20 protein-coding genes and 2 pseudogenes are annotated in these 19196 nt (G+C 68.9%); 15 read left to right on the top strand and 7 right to left on the bottom strand.

Annotated features, from left to right (window positions below; all coding sequences use genetic code 11):
• Positions 1 to 175 precede the first annotated feature (175 nt).
• The 3 genes and pseudogenes from obgE to RUMESO_RS07030 all read left to right on the top strand — a co-directional run bounded on the left by obgE (position 176) and on the right by RUMESO_RS07030 (position 3604).
• Entirely contained in the window at positions 176 to 1213 is a 1038-nt protein-coding gene (gene obgE, locus RUMESO_RS07040; RefSeq protein ID WP_037279189.1) for a GTPase ObgE, read from the top strand.
• Between the two features lie 23 nt (positions 1214 to 1236).
• A pseudogene (proB, locus tag RUMESO_RS07035) lies at positions 1237 to 2339 on the top strand (glutamate 5-kinase).
• Positions 2340 to 2341: 2 nt separating this feature from the next.
• Positions 2342 to 3604 carry a glutamate-5-semialdehyde dehydrogenase gene (locus RUMESO_RS07030; protein ID WP_156362749.1) on the top strand — a complete coding sequence of 421 codons (1263 nt, stop codon included), beginning with the start codon at positions 2342 to 2344 and terminating at the stop codon, positions 3602 to 3604.
• A gap of 83 nt (positions 3605 to 3687) precedes the next feature.
• Here RUMESO_RS07030 and RUMESO_RS07025 read toward each other — a convergent pair whose 3' ends face one another.
• Together RUMESO_RS07025 and RUMESO_RS07020 are read right to left on the bottom strand one after the other, a co-directional pair.
• Positions 3688 to 4239: an HD domain-containing protein gene (locus RUMESO_RS07025; RefSeq protein WP_051521100.1), complete on the bottom strand. Its 552-nt coding sequence runs from the start codon at positions 4237 to 4239 to the stop codon at positions 3688 to 3690.
• 54 nt (positions 4240 to 4293) lie between these two features.
• On the bottom strand, positions 4294 to 4788 hold the full coding sequence (locus tag RUMESO_RS07020; protein ID WP_245639178.1) for a histidine phosphotransferase family protein: 495 nt from the start codon (positions 4786 to 4788) through the stop codon (positions 4294 to 4296).
• A 194-nt stretch (positions 4789 to 4982) separates the two neighbouring features.
• Between RUMESO_RS07020 and RUMESO_RS07015 the strand changes: the two genes are divergently transcribed.
• The 3 genes from RUMESO_RS07015 to olsA all read left to right on the top strand — a co-directional run bounded on the left by RUMESO_RS07015 (position 4983) and on the right by olsA (position 6843).
• Complete coding sequence (locus RUMESO_RS07015; protein ID WP_037279361.1) at positions 4983 to 5177, top strand: DUF3553 domain-containing protein; 195 nt, start codon at positions 4983 to 4985, stop codon at positions 5175 to 5177.
• A 95-nt stretch (positions 5178 to 5272) separates the two neighbouring features.
• The gene (locus tag RUMESO_RS07010; protein ID WP_037279183.1) at positions 5273 to 6034 is read left to right on the top strand and encodes a GNAT family N-acetyltransferase; all 762 of its coding nucleotides are present in this window, start codon (positions 5273 to 5275) and stop codon (positions 6032 to 6034) included.
• On the top strand, positions 6031 to 6843 hold the full coding sequence (gene olsA / locus RUMESO_RS07005) for a lyso-ornithine lipid O-acyltransferase (RefSeq protein WP_037279181.1): 813 nt from the start codon (positions 6031 to 6033) through the stop codon (positions 6841 to 6843). The genes RUMESO_RS07010 and olsA overlap by 4 nt, the downstream gene beginning before the upstream one ends.
• Here olsA and RUMESO_RS07000 read toward each other — a convergent pair.
• Positions 6840 to 7463, bottom strand: a complete 624-nt coding sequence (locus tag RUMESO_RS07000; RefSeq protein ID WP_037279179.1) for a thiamine phosphate synthase — start codon at positions 7461 to 7463, stop codon at positions 6840 to 6842. The two genes, olsA and RUMESO_RS07000, sit on opposite strands and share 4 nt — an antisense overlap.
• A gap of 95 nt (positions 7464 to 7558) precedes the next feature.
• On the opposite strand from RUMESO_RS07000, the gene RUMESO_RS06995 reads away from it, so the two are divergent.
• The 9 genes and pseudogenes from RUMESO_RS06995 to RUMESO_RS06955 all read left to right on the top strand — a co-directional run bounded on the left by RUMESO_RS06995 (position 7559) and on the right by RUMESO_RS06955 (position 15523).
• A complete protein-coding gene (locus RUMESO_RS06995; RefSeq protein ID WP_037279177.1) occupies positions 7559 to 8305 on the top strand; it encodes an RNA methyltransferase in 747 nt (248 codons plus the stop codon).
• Between the two features lie 88 nt (positions 8306 to 8393).
• A pseudogene (gene ctaA, locus RUMESO_RS06990) lies at positions 8394 to 9538 on the top strand (heme A synthase).
• Positions 9535 to 11004, top strand: coding sequence for a carboxypeptidase M32 (locus tag RUMESO_RS06985; RefSeq protein ID WP_037279176.1), 1470 nt, complete (start codon positions 9535 to 9537; stop codon positions 11002 to 11004). Before ctaA ends, RUMESO_RS06985 begins: the two are co-directional and overlap by 4 nt.
• Positions 11005 to 11006: 2 nt before the next feature.
• A complete protein-coding gene (locus tag RUMESO_RS06980) occupies positions 11007 to 11459 on the top strand; it encodes a PaaI family thioesterase (RefSeq protein ID WP_037279175.1) in 453 nt (150 codons plus the stop codon).
• 117 nt (positions 11460 to 11576) lie between these two features.
• Positions 11577 to 12038 carry a 50S ribosomal protein L13 gene (gene rplM / locus RUMESO_RS06975; protein WP_037279174.1) on the top strand — a complete coding sequence of 154 codons (462 nt, stop codon included), beginning with the start codon at positions 11577 to 11579 and terminating at the stop codon, positions 12036 to 12038.
• 1 nt (position 12039) lies between these two features.
• Positions 12040 to 12537 (top strand): 30S ribosomal protein S9, encoded by a 498-nt coding sequence (gene rpsI / locus RUMESO_RS06970; RefSeq protein WP_037279172.1) that lies wholly within the window; start codon positions 12040 to 12042, stop codon positions 12535 to 12537.
• A gap of 180 nt (positions 12538 to 12717) precedes the next feature.
• Positions 12718 to 13608, top strand: coding sequence for an ABC transporter permease (locus tag RUMESO_RS06965; protein WP_037279171.1), 891 nt, complete (start codon positions 12718 to 12720; stop codon positions 13606 to 13608).
• Positions 13608 to 14417, top strand: a complete 810-nt coding sequence (locus RUMESO_RS06960) for an ABC transporter permease (protein WP_037279359.1) — start codon at positions 13608 to 13610, stop codon at positions 14415 to 14417. Before RUMESO_RS06965 ends, RUMESO_RS06960 begins: the two co-directional genes overlap by 1 nt.
• Positions 14414 to 15523 carry an ABC transporter ATP-binding protein gene (locus RUMESO_RS06955; RefSeq protein ID WP_037279169.1) on the top strand — a complete coding sequence of 370 codons (1110 nt, stop codon included), beginning with the start codon at positions 14414 to 14416 and terminating at the stop codon, positions 15521 to 15523. Before RUMESO_RS06960 ends, RUMESO_RS06955 begins: the two co-directional genes overlap by 4 nt.
• 221 nt (positions 15524 to 15744) lie before the next feature.
• Here RUMESO_RS06955 and RUMESO_RS06950 read toward each other — a convergent pair whose 3' ends face one another.
• Genes RUMESO_RS06950 through RUMESO_RS26955 form a run of 4 tightly spaced genes read right to left on the bottom strand, consistent with a single transcriptional unit; the run spans position 15745 to position 19176 of the window.
• Positions 15745 to 16362, bottom strand: coding sequence for a TetR/AcrR family transcriptional regulator (locus tag RUMESO_RS06950; RefSeq protein ID WP_037279168.1), 618 nt, complete (start codon positions 16360 to 16362; stop codon positions 15745 to 15747).
• Between the two features lie 2 nt (positions 16363 to 16364).
• A complete protein-coding gene (ppk2, locus tag RUMESO_RS06945; protein WP_037279166.1) occupies positions 16365 to 17246 on the bottom strand; it encodes a polyphosphate kinase 2 in 882 nt (293 codons plus the stop codon).
• A 51-nt stretch (positions 17247 to 17297) separates the two neighbouring features.
• Positions 17298 to 18266 (bottom strand): alpha/beta fold hydrolase, encoded by a 969-nt coding sequence (locus RUMESO_RS06940; RefSeq protein ID WP_037279164.1) that lies wholly within the window; start codon positions 18264 to 18266, stop codon positions 17298 to 17300.
• Positions 18256 to 19176 (bottom strand): homoserine O-succinyltransferase, encoded by a 921-nt coding sequence (locus RUMESO_RS26955; RefSeq protein WP_037279163.1) that lies wholly within the window; start codon positions 19174 to 19176, stop codon positions 18256 to 18258. The genes RUMESO_RS06940 and RUMESO_RS26955 overlap by 11 nt, the downstream gene beginning before the upstream one ends.
• Between the last annotated feature and the right edge of the window lie 20 nt (positions 19177 to 19196).

The raw sequence follows: 19196 nt of genomic DNA, 5'->3' as shown, positions 1-19196 counted from the left end.
GGGTGTTGCGTCTCCCCCCGCCGACCACCGTTCGTTGGTCTCGCAATTCGTTAACCTCTCTCTGGCATCCTGTTCTCGAATCGCCCCTCAAGGGACCCCGAACGACGACAGGATCATGTTGAGCCAGACCCCCGCTTCCGCTATGCCCTGCGGCCTGACGAAAGGACCGCGACCCATGAAGTTCCTCGACCTTGCGCGCGTGCATGTCCGCTCCGGCTCCGGGGGCAACGGCTGCATCTCCTTCCGCCGCGAGAAGTTCGTCGAGTTCGGCGGCCCCGACGGCGGCAACGGCGGCAAGGGCGGCGACGTGATCGTCGAGGCGGTCGAGGGGCTGAACACCCTGATCGACTTCCGCTACCAGCAGCACTTCTTCGCGAAGAACGGTCGCTCCGGCCAGGGCAGCCAGAGGACCGGCGCCGATGGCGACGACGTGATCCTCCGCGTCCCCGTGGGCACCGAGATCATCGACGAGGACGAGGAAACCCTGATCGCCGACCTGACCGAGGTCGGGCAGCGCGTCGTCCTCGCCGAGGGAGGCAACGGCGGCTGGGGCAACATGGCCTTCACCACCTCCACCAACCGCGCCCCACGCCGCGCCAATCCAGGGCAGGAGGGGGTGGAGCGCACGGTCTGGCTGCGCCTGAAGCTCATCGCCGACGTGGGCCTCCTCGGGATGCCAAACGCCGGCAAGTCCACCTTCCTCGCCGCGACCTCCAACGCTCGCCCCAAGATCGCCGACTATCCCTTCACGACGCTGGTCCCGAACCTCGGCGTGGTCGCCGTGGACGGCGCCGAGTTCGTCATCGCCGACATCCCCGGCCTGATCGAGGGCGCCAGCGAGGGCAGGGGCCTCGGCGACCAGTTCCTCGGCCACGTCGAGCGCTGCAAGGTCCTCCTCCACCTGATCGACGGCACCTCGGAGGACCCCGCGACCGACTGCGAGATCATCATCAACGAGCTCGAGGAATATGGCGGCGACCTCGCCGACAAGCCCCGCATCACGGTGCTCAACAAGATCGACGCGCTCGACGCCGAAGAGCGCGAGGAGAAGCTCGCCGCCCTGGAGGAGGTCGCCGAAGGTCCGGTGATGATGATGTCCGGCGCCACCAAGGCGGGTGTGACCGAGGTCCTCCGCGCCCTCCGCGCCATCATCGACGAAGGCCGCGCCGAGGAGCGTGCCGACACCGAGGAGGTGAAGCCGTGGCAACCCTGACCGCTGCGCGCGAGACCGTTGCGATGCCCTCGCTCGCCACCGCCCGCCGCCTCGTCGTCAAGATCGGCTCCGCGCTCCTCGTGGACCGGGCAACCGGCCTGCGCGGCGATTGGCTCCGCAGCCTCGCCGCCGACGTGGCCCACCTCCGCGCGCGCGGCACGCAGGTCATCCTCGTTTCCTCCGGCTCCATCGCCCTCGGTCGCGGCGTTCTCGGCCTCCCCACCGGAGGCCTCCCCTTGGAGCAGAGCCAGGCCGCCGCCGCCGTTGGCCAGATTCGCCTCGCCCGCGCCTACGAGGAGGCCCTCGCCCCCACGGCATCGTCACCGGCCAGGTCCTCGTGACCCTGGAGGACTCGACCGACCGGCGCCGCTACCTGAATTCCCGCGCGACGATGGAAACGATGCTCTCCCTCGGCGTCGTTCCCATCGTCAACGAGAACGACACCGTCGCCACCGACGAGATCCGCTACGGCGACAACGACCGCCTCGCCGCGCAGGTGGCCGTGACGGTCGGCGCCGACGTGCTGGTCCTCCTCTCCGACGTGGACGGCTTCTACAGCGGCAACCCTCACACGGATCCCGCCGCCCGCCGCTTCGAGACGGTCGAGCGCATCACGCCCGAGATCGAGGCCATGGCCGGCGAAGGCGTCTCCGGCCTCTCCAAGGGCGGCATGATCACCAAGCTCATGGCCGCCAGGGTTGCTACCGACGCCGGCTGCGCCATGGCGATCACGCTGGGCTCCCCGATGAACCCGCTGAGAGGTCTGGAAGAGGGCGCCGACGCCACTTGGTTCCTCGCCCAGACTGACCCCCAGGCTGCCCGCAAGCGCTGGATCGCCGCGATGAAGCCCAGGGGCGAGCTTTGCGTCGACGCCGGTGCTGCCCGTGCGCTCGCCGAGGGCAAGAGCCTCCTCCCCGCCGGCATCACCGCTGTCCATGGTCGCTTTGGCCGGGGCGACCCGGTGGCAATCCTCTCGCCCGACGGCGCCCGCCTAGGACTCGGCCTCACCCGCTACACCGCCGAGGAGGCCCGCGCGATCACCGGCCGGAAGAGCGCGGACATCGAGGCCATCCTGGGCTACAAAGGCCGCGCGACCCTGATCCACCGCGACGACATGGTGCTCTGATGCTGGACGATACCGACATCCCCGCGCTCATGGAGGACATGGGCACCCGCGCCCGCGCCGCCGCCCAGGTTCTCGCCACCACCGGCTCCGAGCGGAAGTATGCTGCCCTGATCTCCGCCGCCCACGCCATCGAGACGCGCGAGCAGGAGATCCTGGACGCCAACTCCGAGGACCTCGCCTATGCCGAGGCGAAGGGCCTCTCGCCCGCGATGGTGGACCGGCTCACTCTCGACAGCCGCCGCATCCGCGCCATGGCCGACGGCCTCCGCACCGTGGCGGCGCAGCGCGACCCGGTCGGCCGCGTCCTGGCGGAATGGGACGTGCCCTCCGGCCTCCACATCCAGCGCGTCGCGACGCCCCTCGGCGTCATCGGCGTCATCTACGAGAGCCGCCCGAACGTCACCGCCGACGCCGGCGCGCTCTGCCTTCAAGCCGGCAACGCCGTGATCCTGCGCGGCGGCTCCGAGAGCTTCCACTCCTCGACCGCGATCCACGACTGTCTGCGCTGGGGCCTCGGCCAGGCGCGCCTCCCGGAGGATGCGATCCAGCTCGTGCCCACCCGCGACCGCGCGATGGTCTCCTCCATGCTCGGCGCGGTGAAGCACATCGACGTCATCGTCCCCCGCGGCGGCAAGGGCCTGGTCGGCCTCGTCCAGTCCGAGGCGCGGGTTCCGGTCTTCGCCCATCTCGAAGGCATCTGCCACGTCTACGCCGACAAGGACGCCGACCTCGACAAGGCCCGTCGCGTCGTCCTGAACGCCAAGACCCGCCGCACCGGAATCTGCGGCGCGGCCGAATGCCTGCTGATCGACTGGCGTTTCTACACGCAGCACGGGCCAGTCCTGATCGAGGACCTCCTCAAGGCCGGCGTCGAGGTCCGCACGACGGGCGAGCTCCTCAAGGTTCCCGGCACGGTCCCGGCCGCCCCCGACGACTTCGGCCGCGAGTTCCTCGACAAGATCATCGCCGCCAAGCTGGTGGACGGAGTGGACGAGGCCATCGCCCACATCCGCAAGTATGGCTCCGGTCACACCGAAGCGATCCTGACCGAGAGCGACGCAACCGCCGAACGCTTCTTCCACGAGCTCGACAGCGCTATCCTGATGCGGAACGCCTCGACCCAGTTCGCCGACGGAGGCGAGTTCGGCATGGGCGCCGAGATCGGGATCGCCACCGGCAAGCTCCACGCCCGCGGACCCGTGGGGGCCGAGCAGCTCACGAGCTTCAAGTATCTCGTCACCGGGGATGGAACGGTCCGCTCCTGATCGGATCGCGCAGGACATTTCGCAGCAAATTCGGCACGCTTTCAACGCATCGGCGGGTCTCGATCACCCCTGATCCCCTTCCACTAGGAGAGAGCTTCGTCCGCGCGCCGAGCTTCCTCGTCGAAGGCCTGCTCGAGCACAGGGTCCAAGCCGCGAAGCCCCGCAGCGACCTTGCGGGCCTGTTCCACCTCCCGCCGGGCCTTCGGGCGCCCCCACCACCCCGGCGGCTTGGCCGCGATGGAAGCGAGCTTGGAGGCCTTGTCGGCCAGCTTGATCCGTTTGGCCCGATCCGAGAAGCGCGGGGCCTCCTCGATCTGGCGGTGCTTCTGCTCTCGACTTGGCAGCGATCGATCGTCCGTCAGCTCGGCGACCACGGACGCCACCTCCGAGCCGAACAGACGTTCGACCTCGGCCATGTCGTGATCCGTCTTCTCCACGACATCATGGAGCAGCGCCGCGAGCAACGTCTCTTCGTCGAGTGCCGGACTTTGCGCGACTCGGCGGGCGACATCGGCGACGTGGCTGATGAACGGCTCCCGCCGTCCTGCGCCTCGCCGCTGGCCTTCGTGCGCGCGAGCGGCCAGGTCGAACGCCATGGCGACGCGCCGCAGGCTATCGGCCTCTTCCATCTCCATGCTCCGGACCGACCCTCCTGCCGGCCGAACAAGGCGAAGGCCTGCGAAGTTCCTTCAGAAGCGGGCCTCGATGCGCTGCGGAGTAGCCGAGAAGGCGAGCGGACGCCCGAGATCGCCGAGGAGATCGGCCAGAAGCGCGAACTGCACCTCGGCGGCCGTTCCGGGGCGGAGGTCGGTCCGAGGGTCGAAGGCGCGCCAGGCCGGGCCGTCGGCTCGGAGACGGGGACCCTCGGCCGAGACGACCCAGGACTCGTCCACCTTCCGTGCAACGAGCCGACCGCCGAGCGGAAGCGTCGTTTCCAGGCACTGGAACAGCAGGAAGATGGCCTTGACCTCGTCGCGGGGGTGGTCACCCTCGGCGGACCAGTCGTAGGAATGCCGGCTGCCGCGCGCGAGGGCGGCAAGGATGCGGGTCACCTCGCCCCGGCCGACGCGCTGCTGGCCAGCCGCGCCATAGGCGAGGCGGAAGAACCGAAGTCGGGCGTTCGCGCTTTCGACGCTTTCGGCGATCAGGTCGATCTCGGGCGTTCGTTCGGTGCCCGAGAGCACGAGAAGCTCGACGCCGTTGGCGATGGCTCCAAGAGGGCTGATGAGGTCGTGGCAGATGCGAGACGCCAGCGCGGTGGCGAGGTTCGGGGAGCCACGGCGATCGGGGCCTCCTCGGCGGCGTTATGGACTTCACTCATGAACCAGGGCACCTTTCCAGTCTGTTCCGCAGCGCGACGGCCATACCCGGGGGTGCCATGACCGACTTGAATGCGATACTGGCTCCGGGAATGCTGGTCGCCCACCCGGACCACCCCGACTGGGGCGTCGGGCAGGTGCAGTCCTCCATCGGCGGCCGCATTACGGTCAACTTTCCTGAGGCCGGCAAGATCGTCATCGATGGCACGCGCATTCCGCTGACCCTTGTGTCGCTGGGACCATCCCAGGCGTGAAGGGTACTCGTCCACAGGACTACCCCAGTTTGGTTGCCAATGGGTTAACGCGGGCGTAGGAATCGCAGCCGCCGTCGAAATAGAACTGTCTCCTCATGACCCGCCACTCGCCGTTCTTCGCCCTGCGACTGGCCGCCACGGAGGCCGAGAAAGCAGCGGCCCAAGCCCTGCGCCATCAGGTCTTCGTCGAGGAGTTGGGGGCGATGGGCGGGCGGCTCTCCGACCCCTGCGCGGGCATCGAGGCCGATGAGTTCGACGCCCATTGCGAGCACCTTCTCCTCTTGGATTCGATGCGGGGAGAGGCGGTGATCGGAACGACGCGGGTGATGACGCAGGAGGGGGCAGCGCGAGCGGGGCGCTTCGCCTCGGAGGCCGAGTTCGATCTTTCGGCCTTGCGGCGTTCGGGCCGGCGCCTCCTCGAGGTCGGACGCACCTGCCTGCATCCCGACCACCGCGGGGGGGCGGCCATGCACCGTCTCTGGCAGGGCCTCGCCGCCTTGGTCGAGGAGCGGGGGGTCGAGCTCCTCTTCGGGCTGGCTTCGTTCCCCGGAACCGATTCGGATGCGGTGGCGGAGCCCCTGGCCTGCCTGCAGCGCGACCATCTCGCGCCCGGGGAGATCCGGCCCCGGTCGCTGAAGCCGGTTCCGCTTAGCCCCCGGCCGGCCCGTGACGCCGACCGGCGGACCGCGATGCTGGCCACTCCGGCCTTGGTGAAGGCCTATCTTCGCCTGGGTGGCAAGGTCGGCGAGGGGGCGTTCCTCGATCGCGAATTCGGCTGCATCGACGTGTGCATGGTGCTGCATACCGCGATGCTGAGCGAACGCTCGCGCGCGATCTACGCCGAGCGTCGGAGGTGAGCATCACCTGGCGGGAGGTCCCCGATCCTGTCCACGCCCGCCCCGGTCCCGCAGGCTGGGCGAGGGCCGTGGCTCGTGGTGGGCCGCTGACGGTGCTCCTCGTCCTCGGACTCGCGATCAAGATGGCGATCCGCTTGGTCGAGCGGCCGCTATGCGGTCCCCGCCGGCCCGTGTCGCCCTGGGTGACGGTGCTGGTGTGCCGCGGAGCCCTCGCGCTCTTGGGAATTCGACTCGAGGTGGCGGGTCGGCCTATGCGGGGGCCCGGCGCGATGGTGGCGAACCATTCCTCGTGGCTCGACATCTTCGCGTTGAATGCCTTGGCGCCGATCGTCTTCGTGGCCAAGTCCGAGGTGGCGGACTGGCCCGGAATCGGCCATCTGGCTCGCGCGACCGGCACCCTCTTCATCCGACGCGAGGCCCGGGGCGAGGTGGCGGAGCAAGCCCTCGCGATCACCGGACGGCTGACTCATGGGGAGACGCTCCTCTTCTTCCCGGAAGGGACTTCGACCGACGGCCGTCGGGTGCTGCCCTTCAAGCCGGCGCTCTTCGCAGGGCTCCTCGCGCCGGGCCTGCCGGAGAGACTGGCCGTGCAGCCCGTCACGCTGTCCTGGGTTTCGCCGGAGGGCGAGGATCCACGCTTCTACGGCTGGTGGGGCGGCATGGAGTTCGGGTCCCATGCTCTCTCGGTGCTGGCGTCGCGTCGCGCGGGCCGGGTCCGGGTCACCTACCATGCGCCGATCCGAGTCGCAGGACGGGACCGGAAATCGCTCGGGGCCGAGGCGGAGACGGCGGTCCGCTCCGCGCTCTAGCCCATCGCTGCGTCGAGTGCGCGGAGGCGCGCAGCCGGGTCCTCGGCGTCCCAGACCTCGGCGCTGAATGCGAAGAAGTCCGTGACGGGTGAGAGGCTTCGGACGAGATCCTCATCCAGGGCGCCCTCGGCAATGACCGGGACCTCGATCATCTCGGACCACCACTCGAAGAGGTCGCGGCCCGCCTGCCGCCCATCGCCGAGCCCGGTCGCGCCCACCGGCCCGAAGCTCACGTAGTCGGCCCCGAGTTCGCCCGCCGTCATGCCGTCGTGGCGCGAGGCGCCGCAGAACGCACCCACGATGGCATCGTCTCCGAGGTCCTTGCGGACCTTGCGGATCGATCGGGCGCCGTCGGTCAGATGGACGCCATCCAGGCCAAGCCGCCCCACAAGGAGGACATGACCCTCGATCACCAGGGGGATGTCGCGGGCATGGGCCACCTCGCGCAGTGCATCGGCGGCGCGGCCGATGCGATCCTCGTCCCGCGTGGAGAGGGCGAGGCGGAGGCAGGCCACCGGCGCGGCATCTAGCGCGCGGCCCAGGAGGTCCGGAAAGGTGGACAGCTCCAGCTCGGGCGGCGTGACGAGGGTGATCTGCGGCCTGTCGCGCGTGTCGGTCATCGGGCGGTCCTCCGGGGCGTCCGGACGCTTCTAGACGCGCGGCCCGCGTTTGCAAGCGGTTGCCCCCGGGCGCCCGGACCCCTATTCAGCGCGCCATGCAAGGACCCCAGGAACCCGCCGTCGTGCTCGTCCGCCCCCAGATGGGAGAGAACGTGGGCGCCGCCGCCCGCGCCATGTGGAACTTCGGGCTGCAACGGATGCGGCTCGTGGACCCGCGAGACGGCTGGCCGAACCCGCGCGCGGTGGCCATGGCCTCGGGGGCCGGGCGCGTGCTCGACGCGGCGCAGGTGCATGGGGACCTGACGGGCGCGATCGGGGACTGCACCTTCGTCTATGCGACGACCGCGCGGCCCCGTGACCTCACCAAGACGGTGTTCACGCCCGAGGCGGCCGCCCAGGACATGGCGCGTCGGATCGCGGAAGGGGAGCGGGTCGCCATCCTCTTCGGCCCGGAACGGGCGGGGCTAGAGAACGAGGACGTGGCACGGGCCAACGCCATCATCAGTGTCGACGTGAACCCCGAGTTCCCCTCGCTCAATCTCGCGCAATGCGTCCTGCTGGTTGGCTACGAATGGCGCCGCGCGACCCACGAGGCGCCTGCCGTGCGCGAGGAGATGGCCGGGACGCAGAAGGCCAGCGCCCTGGAGATGGACCACCTCGCGCGGCACTTCGAGGAACGCCTCACGGAGGCGGGCTTCTTCTTCCCCGACCACAAGGCCGAGAGCATGAAGCTCTCCCTGCGGAACCTCTGGAGCCGGATGCCGCTGACCGGGCAGGACGTGCAGACGCTCCACGGCATCCTGAGGCAGATGGTCCGCTGGGCGCGCCGGCGCGACGACTGACGGCCAACTTGCCGCGAGGCGCCGAAGGGCCGGTCTTGAAGGGGCCGCCGCCCGGCACTAGACCCCTGCCGGAGCAAGGGGGACAAGGATGGCGACCAAGCCGCGCAGCATCTTCGAGGAGGTCGGCACCTCCGAGCGCCCCGCCACGACGACCGGGGCAATCGACCGGGGACGGCCCGACGCCCGCCGCTGGGTTCGGCTCTGGCTCGGGCTGATCTTCGTGCTGGTGGTGGCAATGATCCTCGTCGGCGGCCTGACGCGGCTGACCGACTCGGGGCTGTCGATCACCCAGTGGAACCTCGTGACCGGGACGATCCCGCCTATGGGCGCGGCAGACTGGCAGGCGGAGTTCGACCTCTACCGCCAAAGCCCGCAGTACGAGCTGATGAACCAGGGCATGACACTCTCGGACTTCCAGTTCATCTACTGGTGGGAGTGGAGCCACAGGCTCCTCGGCCGCGTGATCGGCCTCGTCTTCATCCTGGGGTTCGTGGGTTTCCTCGCCACCCGGCGGCTGCCGTCGGGCTGGACGGCGCGGCTGCTGACGGTCGGGGTGCTGATCGGCCTCCAGGGCGTCGTGGGCTGGTGGATGGTGTCCTCGGGGCTCGAAAACGGCATGACCTCGGTCGCCTCCTACCGACTCGCGACCCATCTGGGCCTCGCCTTCGCGATCCTGGGCCTCCTGGCCTGGGACATTCTGCTCCTGTCGCGACGCGAGACCGAGCTGCTGACGGCCCGGCGGCAGGGGCGAGCCGAGGCTGTTCTCGGGCGCGACCGGGGCTCATGCACCTGCTGTTCCTGCAGATCATCCTTGGCGCGCTGGTGGCGGGCATCGACGCTGGCCGGGCCTTCCCGACCTGGCCCGACATGGCCGGGGGCTTCCTCCCGCCCGATCCGCTGGATCTCCAGCCGCTCTGGCGCAACTTCTTCGAGAGCCCTGGGCTGGTGCAGTTCATCCACCGGATGGCCGGCTACGCCGTCGCCATCCTCGCCGTCGTGGTCTGGCTGCACGGCCGTCGCTCGCCCCATCCGTCGACGAGGCTGGCCTTCCACCTGATCCTTGCGGCCGTCGCGCTCCAGGTCCTGCTCGGCATCTGGGCCGTGCTGTCGATGGCGCAGCTCCATGTCGCCATCGCTCACCAGGCGAGCGCGATCCTGCTCTGGACGCTCGTGATCCGGGGCCGCTTCCTGGCCCGCCACCCCATTCCCACCAGCATCCGGGGGCACCGATGACTGCCTACGTCGACCTCATGGCCTTCCAGCGCGAGACCGAGGCCCTGGCCCAGGTCATGGGCCGGCTCGGATGGGACCAGGAGACCATGATGCCTTCGGGCGCCGCAGCGCAGCGGGCCGAGGAGATGGCCGCGCTGGAAGGCGTCCTCCACGCCCGACGGACCGACCCACGTCTGGGCGAGTGGCTGGCCGCCTCCGAGGCCGGCGACGAGACCGCCGGCGCCAACCTGCGCGAGATTCGCCGCCGCTACGAGCGCAACCTCCGCGTGCCCGCCCGCCTCGCGGCCGAGCTTGCGCGCGTCACCTCGCGCGCGCAGGGCATCTGGGCCGAGGCGCGCCGGAACGAGGACGTCGCGGCCTTCCTGCCGGTGCTGGAGGAAGTCGTGCGCCTCCGTCGCGAGGAGGGGCAGGCCATCGCGAACGGTGGCGACGTCTATGACGCGCTGCTCCACGACTACGAGCCCGGCACCTCCTCCGCCGAGCTGACGGCGATGTTCGGCGCCCTTCGCCCGCGACTCGTGGCCCTGCGCGAGACGATCAAGGCCGCCCCTCAAGTGCCGGAGATGCAGGGCAGCTTCCCCGAGGAGGCCCAGCTCGTCATCGCGAACGAAGTAGCCCGCGCCTTCGGCTACGACTTCGCCCGGGGGCGCCTCGACAAGGCGGTCCATCCCTTTTCCTCGGGGAGCGGCCTCGACGTTCGGATCACCACGCGGACCAACCCGACGGACCCCTTCAACTGCATCTATTCCACCATCCACGAGGTCGGCCACGCGACCTACGAGCAGGGGATCGACGCCCGGCATTTCCTGACGCCGCTGGGGCAGGGCGCCTCGATGGGCGTCCACGAGAGCCAGAGCCGCATCTACGAGAACCAGCTCGGCCGCTCGCGCGCCTTCACGGGTTGGCTCTACGGGCGGATGCGGCAGGTCTTTGGCGACTTCGGCGTCCCGGACGAGGAGACGTTCCATCGCGCCGTCAACCGAGTGTCGGACGGCTACGTCCGCACCGAGGCCGACGAGGTGCAGTACAACCTCCACGTCCTCCTGCGCTTCGACCTCGAGCAGCCCTTGATGCGGGGCGACCTTCAGGTGGCCGATCTGGAGGCCGCCTGGAACGACCGTTTCCGCCAGGACTTCGGCTTCGCCTTGGATCGGCCGTCGCACGGGCTTCTCCAGGATGTCCACTGGTCGGTGGGCCTGTTCGGCTACTTCCCGACCTACTCCCTGGGGAACGTCTATGCCGGCTGCCTTCACAAGGCGCTGCGCGACGCGGTCCCGGAGCTCGACGGCGACCTCGCGCGCGGGGATACCTCGCGCGCAGTCGGCTGGCTGCGTGAGAACCTGCAGCGCCACGGCGGCCTTCGCGAACCGCGTCAGACCGTCGCGACCGCCGTCGGCTTCGACCCAAGCGAGGGACCGCTGCTCGACTATCTCGAAGCCAAGTTCGGAGACCTGTACGGGCTCTGACCATGCCCCAGATGGAGATCCCCGAGCTTCACGACTTCCTGGCGCAGGAGTTCCCGCAGGTCGCGGACGAGGTCCGGATCGAGGCGCTGACCGACGATTCCATCACCGTCCGGCTGAAGGTCTCGGACCGGCACCTCAGGCCGGGCGGGACCCTCGGCGGGCCGGCGATGTTCATGCTGGCCGATGTGGCCGCCTATTGCGCGATCCTGTCCCGCATCGGCTGGCGGCCCCTCGCGGTCACGACGAACGCCGGCATCGACTTCCTCCGCAAGCCCGCGCCCGGCCGCGACCTCCTGTGCGAGGCCACGATCCTCAAGTTCGGCAGGGTGCTCGTCGTGGTCGAGGCGCGGATATTCAGCGAGGGCACGGCGGGACCGGTGGCCCGGGCGAACCTGACCTATTCCATCCCGCCATCGGATCGACCGAGTGAGGTAATCATATACCTCAATGCTTAAGTCGCTGATTCCACCTAGAACAAACTTCCTCCACGCGGTTGACGCGCCGGCCCGAATCCGTATAACCCCGGCATTCCGACGCGGGGTCCTCCCCGCCTTCAATCCTGGGACACCCCGATGAAAACCTTTACCGCGACCCCCGCGGACATCGAGAAGAAGTGGATCCTGATCGACGCCGAGGGCGTCGTTCTGGGCCGCCTCGCCTCGATCGTCGCGATGCGCCTTCGTGGCAAGCACAAGGCCACCTACACGCCCCACATGGACATGGGCGACAATGTCATCGTCATCAACGCCGACAAGGTGCAACTGACCGGTGACAAGCGCCAGGAGCACTTCTACTGGCACACCGGCTATCCGGGCGGCATCAAGTCCCGCACCAAGGCCCAGATCCTCGAGGGCGCGCACCCCGAGCGCGTGGTTGAGAACGCCATCCGCCGGATGCTTCCCCGCAACCGCCTGTCGCGCAAGCAGCTCTCGCACCTGCGCGTCTTCGCGGGCACCGAGCACGGCATGGCCGCCCAGCAGCCCGAAGTCCTGGACGTCAAGTCCATGAACCCGAAGAACACGAGGACCGCATAACATGGCCGACCAGATCAGGTCCTTCGACCAGCTCGGCGCCGCCACGGCCGCCGTCGCTGCGCCCGTCGACGCCGCCCCCGCGCCCGCCCCGCGCGAGCCCGTCCGCGACGAGCTCGGCCGCTCCTACGCGACCGGCAAGCGCAAGGACGCCGTCGCCCGCGTCTGGATCAAGCCGGGCTCCGGCAAGGTCACCGTGAACGGCAAGGAGATGAACGTCTACTTCGCCCGTCCCGTGCTCCAGATGGTGTTGCGCCAGCCCTTCTCGGTGGCCGGCGTCACCGGCCAGTTCGACGTGATGGCGACCGTCACCGGCGGCGGCCTCTCGGGCCAGGCCGGCGCGGTCAAGCACGGCATCTCCAAGGCGCTCCAGCTCTTCGACCCGGCGCTCCGTCCCTCGCTCAAGGCCGCGGGCTTCCTGACCCGCGACGCCCGCGTGGTCGAGCGCAAGAAGTACGGCAAGCGCAAGGCGCGCCGGAGCTTCCAGTTCTCGAAGCGCTGATCCGCTTCGCAGGGCTCATGGGGGCGGCATCCGCGCGGTGCCGCCCCTCGGCGTCCCCGAAGGGGTCAGTGATCCACAGAACCTTGCGTCGCTGGCGCGGTATTCGGTCTTTAACCGTTGACCTTGGCGCGAAGTCGTTGAACATCCGCCGCAAATGGGCGAGGGGGACGTTCCGGCTCCATGAGCATCTTCGATAGGTCACCTCAGGCGCGCACGGCTGCGCTCCTGTCGCCGCCGTTCCTCTATTCCCTCCTGCTGCTCGCCCTTCCCCTCGTCGCGATCGTCCTGATCAGCTTCTGGACGCAGACCGGCCTCGACTTCGACACGACCTTTACCCTCGCCAACTACCGGGCGATCTTCACGCAGCCGCAGTACATCCTCGGCAACGCCCAGAACTGGGGCGTGATCCCCGTATCGCTCTTCGTCTCGGCGACGGTGACGGCGATCACGGTGGTCCTGGCCTATCCGGTCGCCTACTTCGTCTCCTTCGTGGTCGATCCGTCGCGCAAGTCGCTGTGGCTGTTCCTGATCACCATTCCCTTCTGGTCGAGCTACCTGATCCGCGTCTTCCTCTGGAAGGTCATCCTGGGCTTCAACGGGGTCATCAACACGGGCCTGCAGGCGCTCGGGGTCATCAGGGAGCCGCTGGAGTTCCTGCTCTACAACCTGGCCTCGGTCATCATCACCATGGCGCACGCCTACGCCGTGTTCGCCATCCTGCCGATCTATGTCGCCCTGGAGAAGATCGACCGCAGCCTCCTCGAGGCCTCGCAGGACCTGGGCGAGAGCCGGTTCTCGACCTTCCTGCGGGTGACGCTGCCGCTGTCGGTGCCCGGGATCGTCGGCGCCGTGCTCATCGTCTTCATCCCGACGATCGGAGACTACGTGACGCCGCAGCTCATGCTCGGCGCGGGCGGACGGCTCGTCGCGAACACCATCCAGACGCAGTTCTTCAAGGGCAACGACGCGCCGCTCGGTGCCGCGCTCAGCATCGTGACGATGCTCATGGTGGGGATCATCAGCCTCGTCTTCCTCTTCCTGAACCGCCGCTGGCTCCGGGGGCGCTCATGATGCGCGGGGGATGGCTTCGGGCCTACGCGCTCCTATACCTTGTCTTCCTGTTCGCCCCGATCCTGCTGCTCCCGCTCTTCGCGTTCAACGACGCTTCCGTCATCGCCTTCCCGCTGACCGGCTTCACGACGCACTGGTTCCAGGAGCTCTGGACGACCGAGGCGCTGCATCAGGCGCTGCGCAATTCCCTCGTCATCGCGGTGCTGAACTCGCTGATCGCCACGCTTCTCGGCGTCTGCGCCGCGCGGGCGACGAGCGGCCCCGCCTTCCCGGGCAAGCGCGGCATCCTCGGCTTCATCATGCTGCCGCTCGTCCTGCCGGAGATCGTGATCGCGGTGTCGCTCCTCGTCGTGGTGCGGCAGGTGCTCGACCTGCAGCTCAGCAACGTGACGGTGATCCTGGCGCATGTCGTCATCTCGCTGCCGTTCTCCATCGCGATCCTCAACGGCGCCTTCGCCAACCTCGACCCCGCCTTCGAGGAGGCGGCGCAGGACCTGGGCGAGACGCGGTGGGGCGCCTTCCGGCTGGTGACCCTGCCGCTCGTCTTCCCCGGCATCATCTCGTCGCTGCTGATCTGCTTCATCATCTCGCTCGACGACTTCGTACTGGCGCAGTTCCTGACCGGGGCGAACCCGACGCTGCCGGTCTACATCTACGGGCTCACGCGGTTCGTGAAGTCGCTGCCCGTCATCATGGCGCTCGGCACGTTGCTGGTGGCGCTGTCGATCACCCTTCTCGTCATCGCCGAATACTTCCGGCGCCGCGGCGTGGCCCGCGCCGGCCTCAAGGACAGCGGAGGCTTCCTGTGAACGTCCAATCGAAGCCGCCGGCGACGCCGCTCATCCAGCTTCGCGGCATCCACAAGCATTACGGCGACTACCACGCGCTGCGCGGCATCGACCTCGAGATCCGGCAGGGGGAGTTCTTCTCGCTCCTGGGTCCCTCCGGCTGCGGCAAGACCACGCTCCTGCGCACCATCGCGGGGTTCGAGCAGCCCTCCTCGGGCCAACTCGTGATCGACGGCAAGGACATGTCGGGCGTGCCGCCGAACCACCGGCCGACCAACATGGTCTTCCAGTCCTACGCCATCTTCCCGCACCTCACGGTGGCCGAGAACGTCGGATTCGGCCTCCGCCGCGACCCGCGCCCCAAGGAGCAGCGCGCCCGCGCCGTGGCCGAGGCGCTGGAGATGGTGGGCCTCGGCGGCTACGGCAACCGTGCCGCCCATGCCCTCTCGGGTGGCCAGCGCCAGCGCGTCGCCCTGGCGCGTGCGCTGATCCTGAAGCCCAAGGTCCTCCTCCTCGACGAGCCTCTCTCCGCGCTCGACAAGAAGCTGCGCGAGAACATGCAAGTGGAGCTCATCCGACTGCAACGGAACGTCGGCATCACCTTCATCCTGGTCACCCACGACCAGGAGGAGGCGCTCGTCATGTCCGACCGCATCGCCGTCATGTTCGAGGGCGCGATCGGACAGATGGCTGACCCGGAGACGCTCTATCGTCGTCCGAATTCCCGCCGCGTGGCCGAATTCATCGGCAAGATGAACCTGCTGCCGGCCGAGGTGGGCATGGAGGGAAACCGGATCGTCGTGGAGGTGGCGGGCCTCGGCCGTGGAGCCGTGGAACCTGACCAGGCTCCCGGCGGCGTGATCGAGGGTAACTCGACCGTGGGCATCCGGCCCGAGACCCTGAGCCTGCTGTTTCCCGGGGAGACGACGGACCGCCGGGTGGCCGAGGGCGTCGTGGACGAGGTCGTCTACTACGGCGACATGACCTATTACGACGTGCGTATCCCCGGCGTGGAGGAGCCCCTCACCATCTCCATGAAGAACCTGATCGGCCGCCCGGTGCTCGATGTCGGAACGCCGACCAAGGTCGCCTGGGACGAACGTTCGCTGGTTGTGTTGAGCCGCTGAGGCGAGGCCCGAGGCGCGCTGATGCCTTTGGCCTTGCCGGTCGGCACCCCATCTCCTTGGGACGGACCGGCGTGAACGTGATCGGCGTTGCGGTTTTTTGCGATCCGTCTTCCCGCTGTTAAGAGATCCTCAACGTTTGCCTGCCATGGTGATCCCGTCCCTGGGTGGCCGCCCGGCGGGGTAGGGGAAGCTGCGTCCTCTGACCAGATCGTGGTGTCCCTTCAGGCGTCCGGTGGAATGAGTCCCAGCCCCCGAAGATAGACCCCGATCCCCGTTTCCAGCAGGTCCTCGGGCGGGAAGGGGCTGCGCGTCCCCGGCGTGCCGCGCGCGAAGAGCTCCACGACCCCGTGCGACAGCGCCCAGACATGGGCCCAGAACATCGCCGGCGGCGGACGCTTCTCGGGCGGGATGTGCTGCGACAGCTCCCGCGCGGCCCGCTCCATGACCTCCATCGAGCGGCGCGCGGCCGTGGCGAGCTCCGGCGTCCGCTGCACCGAGATGCCCGATTCGAACATCGCCACGTAATGCCCGGGGTATTTTCGCGCGAAGGCGAGATAGGCCCGCCCTGTCGCCTCGAAGGCGGCGAGAGCGGACGGCTGACCGTTCGAGTAGGCGTATTCCAGCAGGTCGCCGAAGATCTCGTAGCCCTGCCGCGCCGCCTCGGCGATGAGGTCGTCTCGCCCTTCGAAGTGGCGGTAGACGGCAGCCGGCGTGACCCCCGCCTCGCGCGCGGCCTCGGAGAGGGTGAAGCCTGTCGGCCCCTTCTCGGCGATCAGCTTGAGGCAGGCCTGCACAAGGGCCTCGCGCAGATTGCCGTGGTGGTAGCCGCGCTTGAGCACGCTCAGACGCCTCCGCCCGTGGTGACGACCTCGGGCCCTCCGACGACCTTGGGGTCGAGGGCGCCGACCGCCTTGGCGTCCTTGCGACCGTAGTCGATGGGCGTCAGCACCGACCTTATGACGTTGAGCCGCGCCCGCCGCTTGTCGTCGGCGCGCAGCACCGTCCAGGGCGTCCGGGTGGAGTGGGTGCGGATCAGCGTCTCGGCGATGGCGGCCGAATACTCGTCCCACTTCTTCAGGCCTTCCACGTCGATCCAGCTCAGCTTCCACTGCTTGAGCGGATCGCGCTCACGGTCGAGGAACCGCTCGAGCTGCGTCGCCCGTCCGACGTTCAGCCAGAACTTGAAGAGGTGGATGCCCTCGTTCACCAGCATGTCCTCGAAGGGACCGACCTGCTCGAACCAGGTGGCGCGCTGCTCGGGCGTGCAGAAGCCGAAGACGTGCTCCACGACGCCCCGGTTGTACCAGGACCGGTCGAAGAGCACGATCTCGCCCGCCGTGGGGAGCTGGGCGATGTAGCGCTGGAAGTACCATTGCCCGGCCTCGATCTCGGTCGGCTTGGCCAGGGCCACCACCCGGGCGCCGCGCGGGTTCAGGTTCTCGCTGAAGGCCTTGATCGAGCCGCCCTTGCCGGCCGCGTCGCGTCCCTCGAACAGGATGGCGACGCGGGCGCCGGACTCCTTCACCCAGGCCTGGAAGCGGACGAGCTCCACCTGGAGGAGGTGCATCTCCTCCTCGTACTGATGGCGCTTCATCTCCTCCGGATAGGGATAGCGCGGGTTCAGGACGTCGTCCTTGTCGGCTCCCTCAATGAGCCGGCGCACGTCGGAGGGCGCCTCGTCCTTGAAGTATTCGCTGATCGCGCCGTCGAGCGGCAGGTCCATGGATGCGTCCTCCCAGAGGATACTATGGGGGGCCGAACGCGGGCGGCAACATCAGAGGCCCGCCCGGACACGCGCGCGGTCGATGGCGGCCACGACCACTTCCAGGGCGGCATGATGGGGCATGTGGCCCACGCCCGGCAGCATCGTGAGGTTCGCCCCCGGGGCGAGCCGCGACAGCGGGAAGGAGTGGATCGTCGGCGGCACGATGATGTCGGCTTCGCCATGCACGATCTCGATCGGCATGGGCAGAGAGGCATAATGCCTCGACATCTCGACGATGTGGGGCCGGAGGGCATTGATCTGCCGCGCGTTCGCCCGGATCGAGGCGCGGCGGAGCGTGATGTCGACGCCGAACCCCTCGGCGTAGCCTTCGGGCACCGGGTCGGGCTCGAAGATCGCGGCGAGCGCGGCGTCCACGGCCCGCCGGGGCGCGAAGGCCACGATGAGGCGCGGCAGCCCGGCGCCGCCGAAGGTCGAGCCGTTGATCCGGTAGAGCAGGTCGAGGCTCCCCGGCCAGGGCATCGCCACGCCGCTCAGGTCCACGACCGCCGCCGTGCCCTTTGGGTCCCCGAGCGCCCACGCCAGCGCGACCGCCCCACCATAGGAGTGGCCAAGCACGATGGGCCGCACGATCCCGAGCTGTCCTGCGGCGGCGCGGAGGAGCGCGGCCTGCGCCTGCGGGCTCTCGCCCTGGCGGTCGAAGAGGCCCAGGTGCCCCGGCGCGGCCTCGCTGTAGCCGAGTCCCGGCCGGTCGAAAGCCGTAACCCGGTAACGGTCGATGAGCCGCCCCATGAGCCCGAAGGTCATGTCCCGCGTGCTGCCCGAAGCGCCGTGGATCAGCACGAGGTCCGGCCCCTCGCCGCGCGTCACGGCATGGACCCGTCGCCCTTCGACCTCGATCAGGCGGCCTTCCGGCGGGTAGGCCGCGACCGCCGCCCGTTCCCGCCGCCCAGCGCGCCAGGAGACCAGCCCAGCGCCGCCGAGAGCCAGCGCCGGGAGGAGGGCGAGCTCAAGAACCAATCTCGGCCAGCTCGTAGGGCGTGGTCTGGTAGATCTCGTTGATCCAGTTGCCGTAGAGGAGGTGGGCGTGGCTCCTCCAGCGGTTCGGCGGCATCTTCGAGGGATCGTCGTCCGGATAGTAGTCGTGCGGCACCTCGATGGGCGCGCCAGCTGCGACGTCGCGGTCGTACTCCTGCTTGAGCGTGTCGCTGTCGTATTCGAGGTGGTTGAAGATGTAGAGGGCGCGGTGCCCCGCATCCTCGATCAGGCAGGGTCCGACCTCCGCCGAGGCCAGGAGCGTCCGCAGCCCGGCGGCCTCGGTTTCATCCTGCCTCATCTCGGTCCACCGGCTCACCGGCACGACGAACTCGTCCGAGAAGCCGCGCAGGAACGGCGAGGCCGGCTCCAGCGCCTTGTGCTTGTAGAGCCCGAAGGCCTTCTCGGGCAGCTTGTGCTTGGCGACGCCGTGGAAATGATTGGCCATCGCCATGCCCCCCCAGCAGACGCCGAAGGTCGAATGGACATGGCCCTGCGTCCAGTCGAAGACCTGCCGCAGCTCGTCCCAGTAGGTCACCTCCTCGAAGGGCAGATGCTCGATGGGCGCACCGGTCACGATCAGTCCGTCGAGCTTGTCGCCCGATTCCGCAACCTCGGCGAAGGGGCGGTAGAACTGCGCCATATGCTCCGAGGCGGTGTTCCTGGTCTGGTGCTCGGTCATCCGAATGAGCGTGAGCTCGATCTGGAGCGGCGTGGACCCGATCAGGCGGGCGAACTGGGTCTCCGTCTGGATCTTCTTGGGCATGAGGTTCAGGAGCCCGATGCGCAGCGGCCGGATGTCCTGCCGCGCGGCGCGGGTGTCGGACATGACCATGACGCCCTCGCGTGACAGGACCTCGAAGGCGGGCAAGTTGGCAGGGAGCTTTATGGGCATCGGACAAACCTCGGAAAGGG

Source organism: Rubellimicrobium mesophilum DSM 19309, assembly GCF_000600335.2.
Classification (GTDB): Bacteria; Pseudomonadota; Alphaproteobacteria; order Rhodobacterales; family Rhodobacteraceae; genus Rubellimicrobium; species Rubellimicrobium mesophilum.
This window is presented reverse-complemented; position numbering and strand designations above follow the sequence as displayed.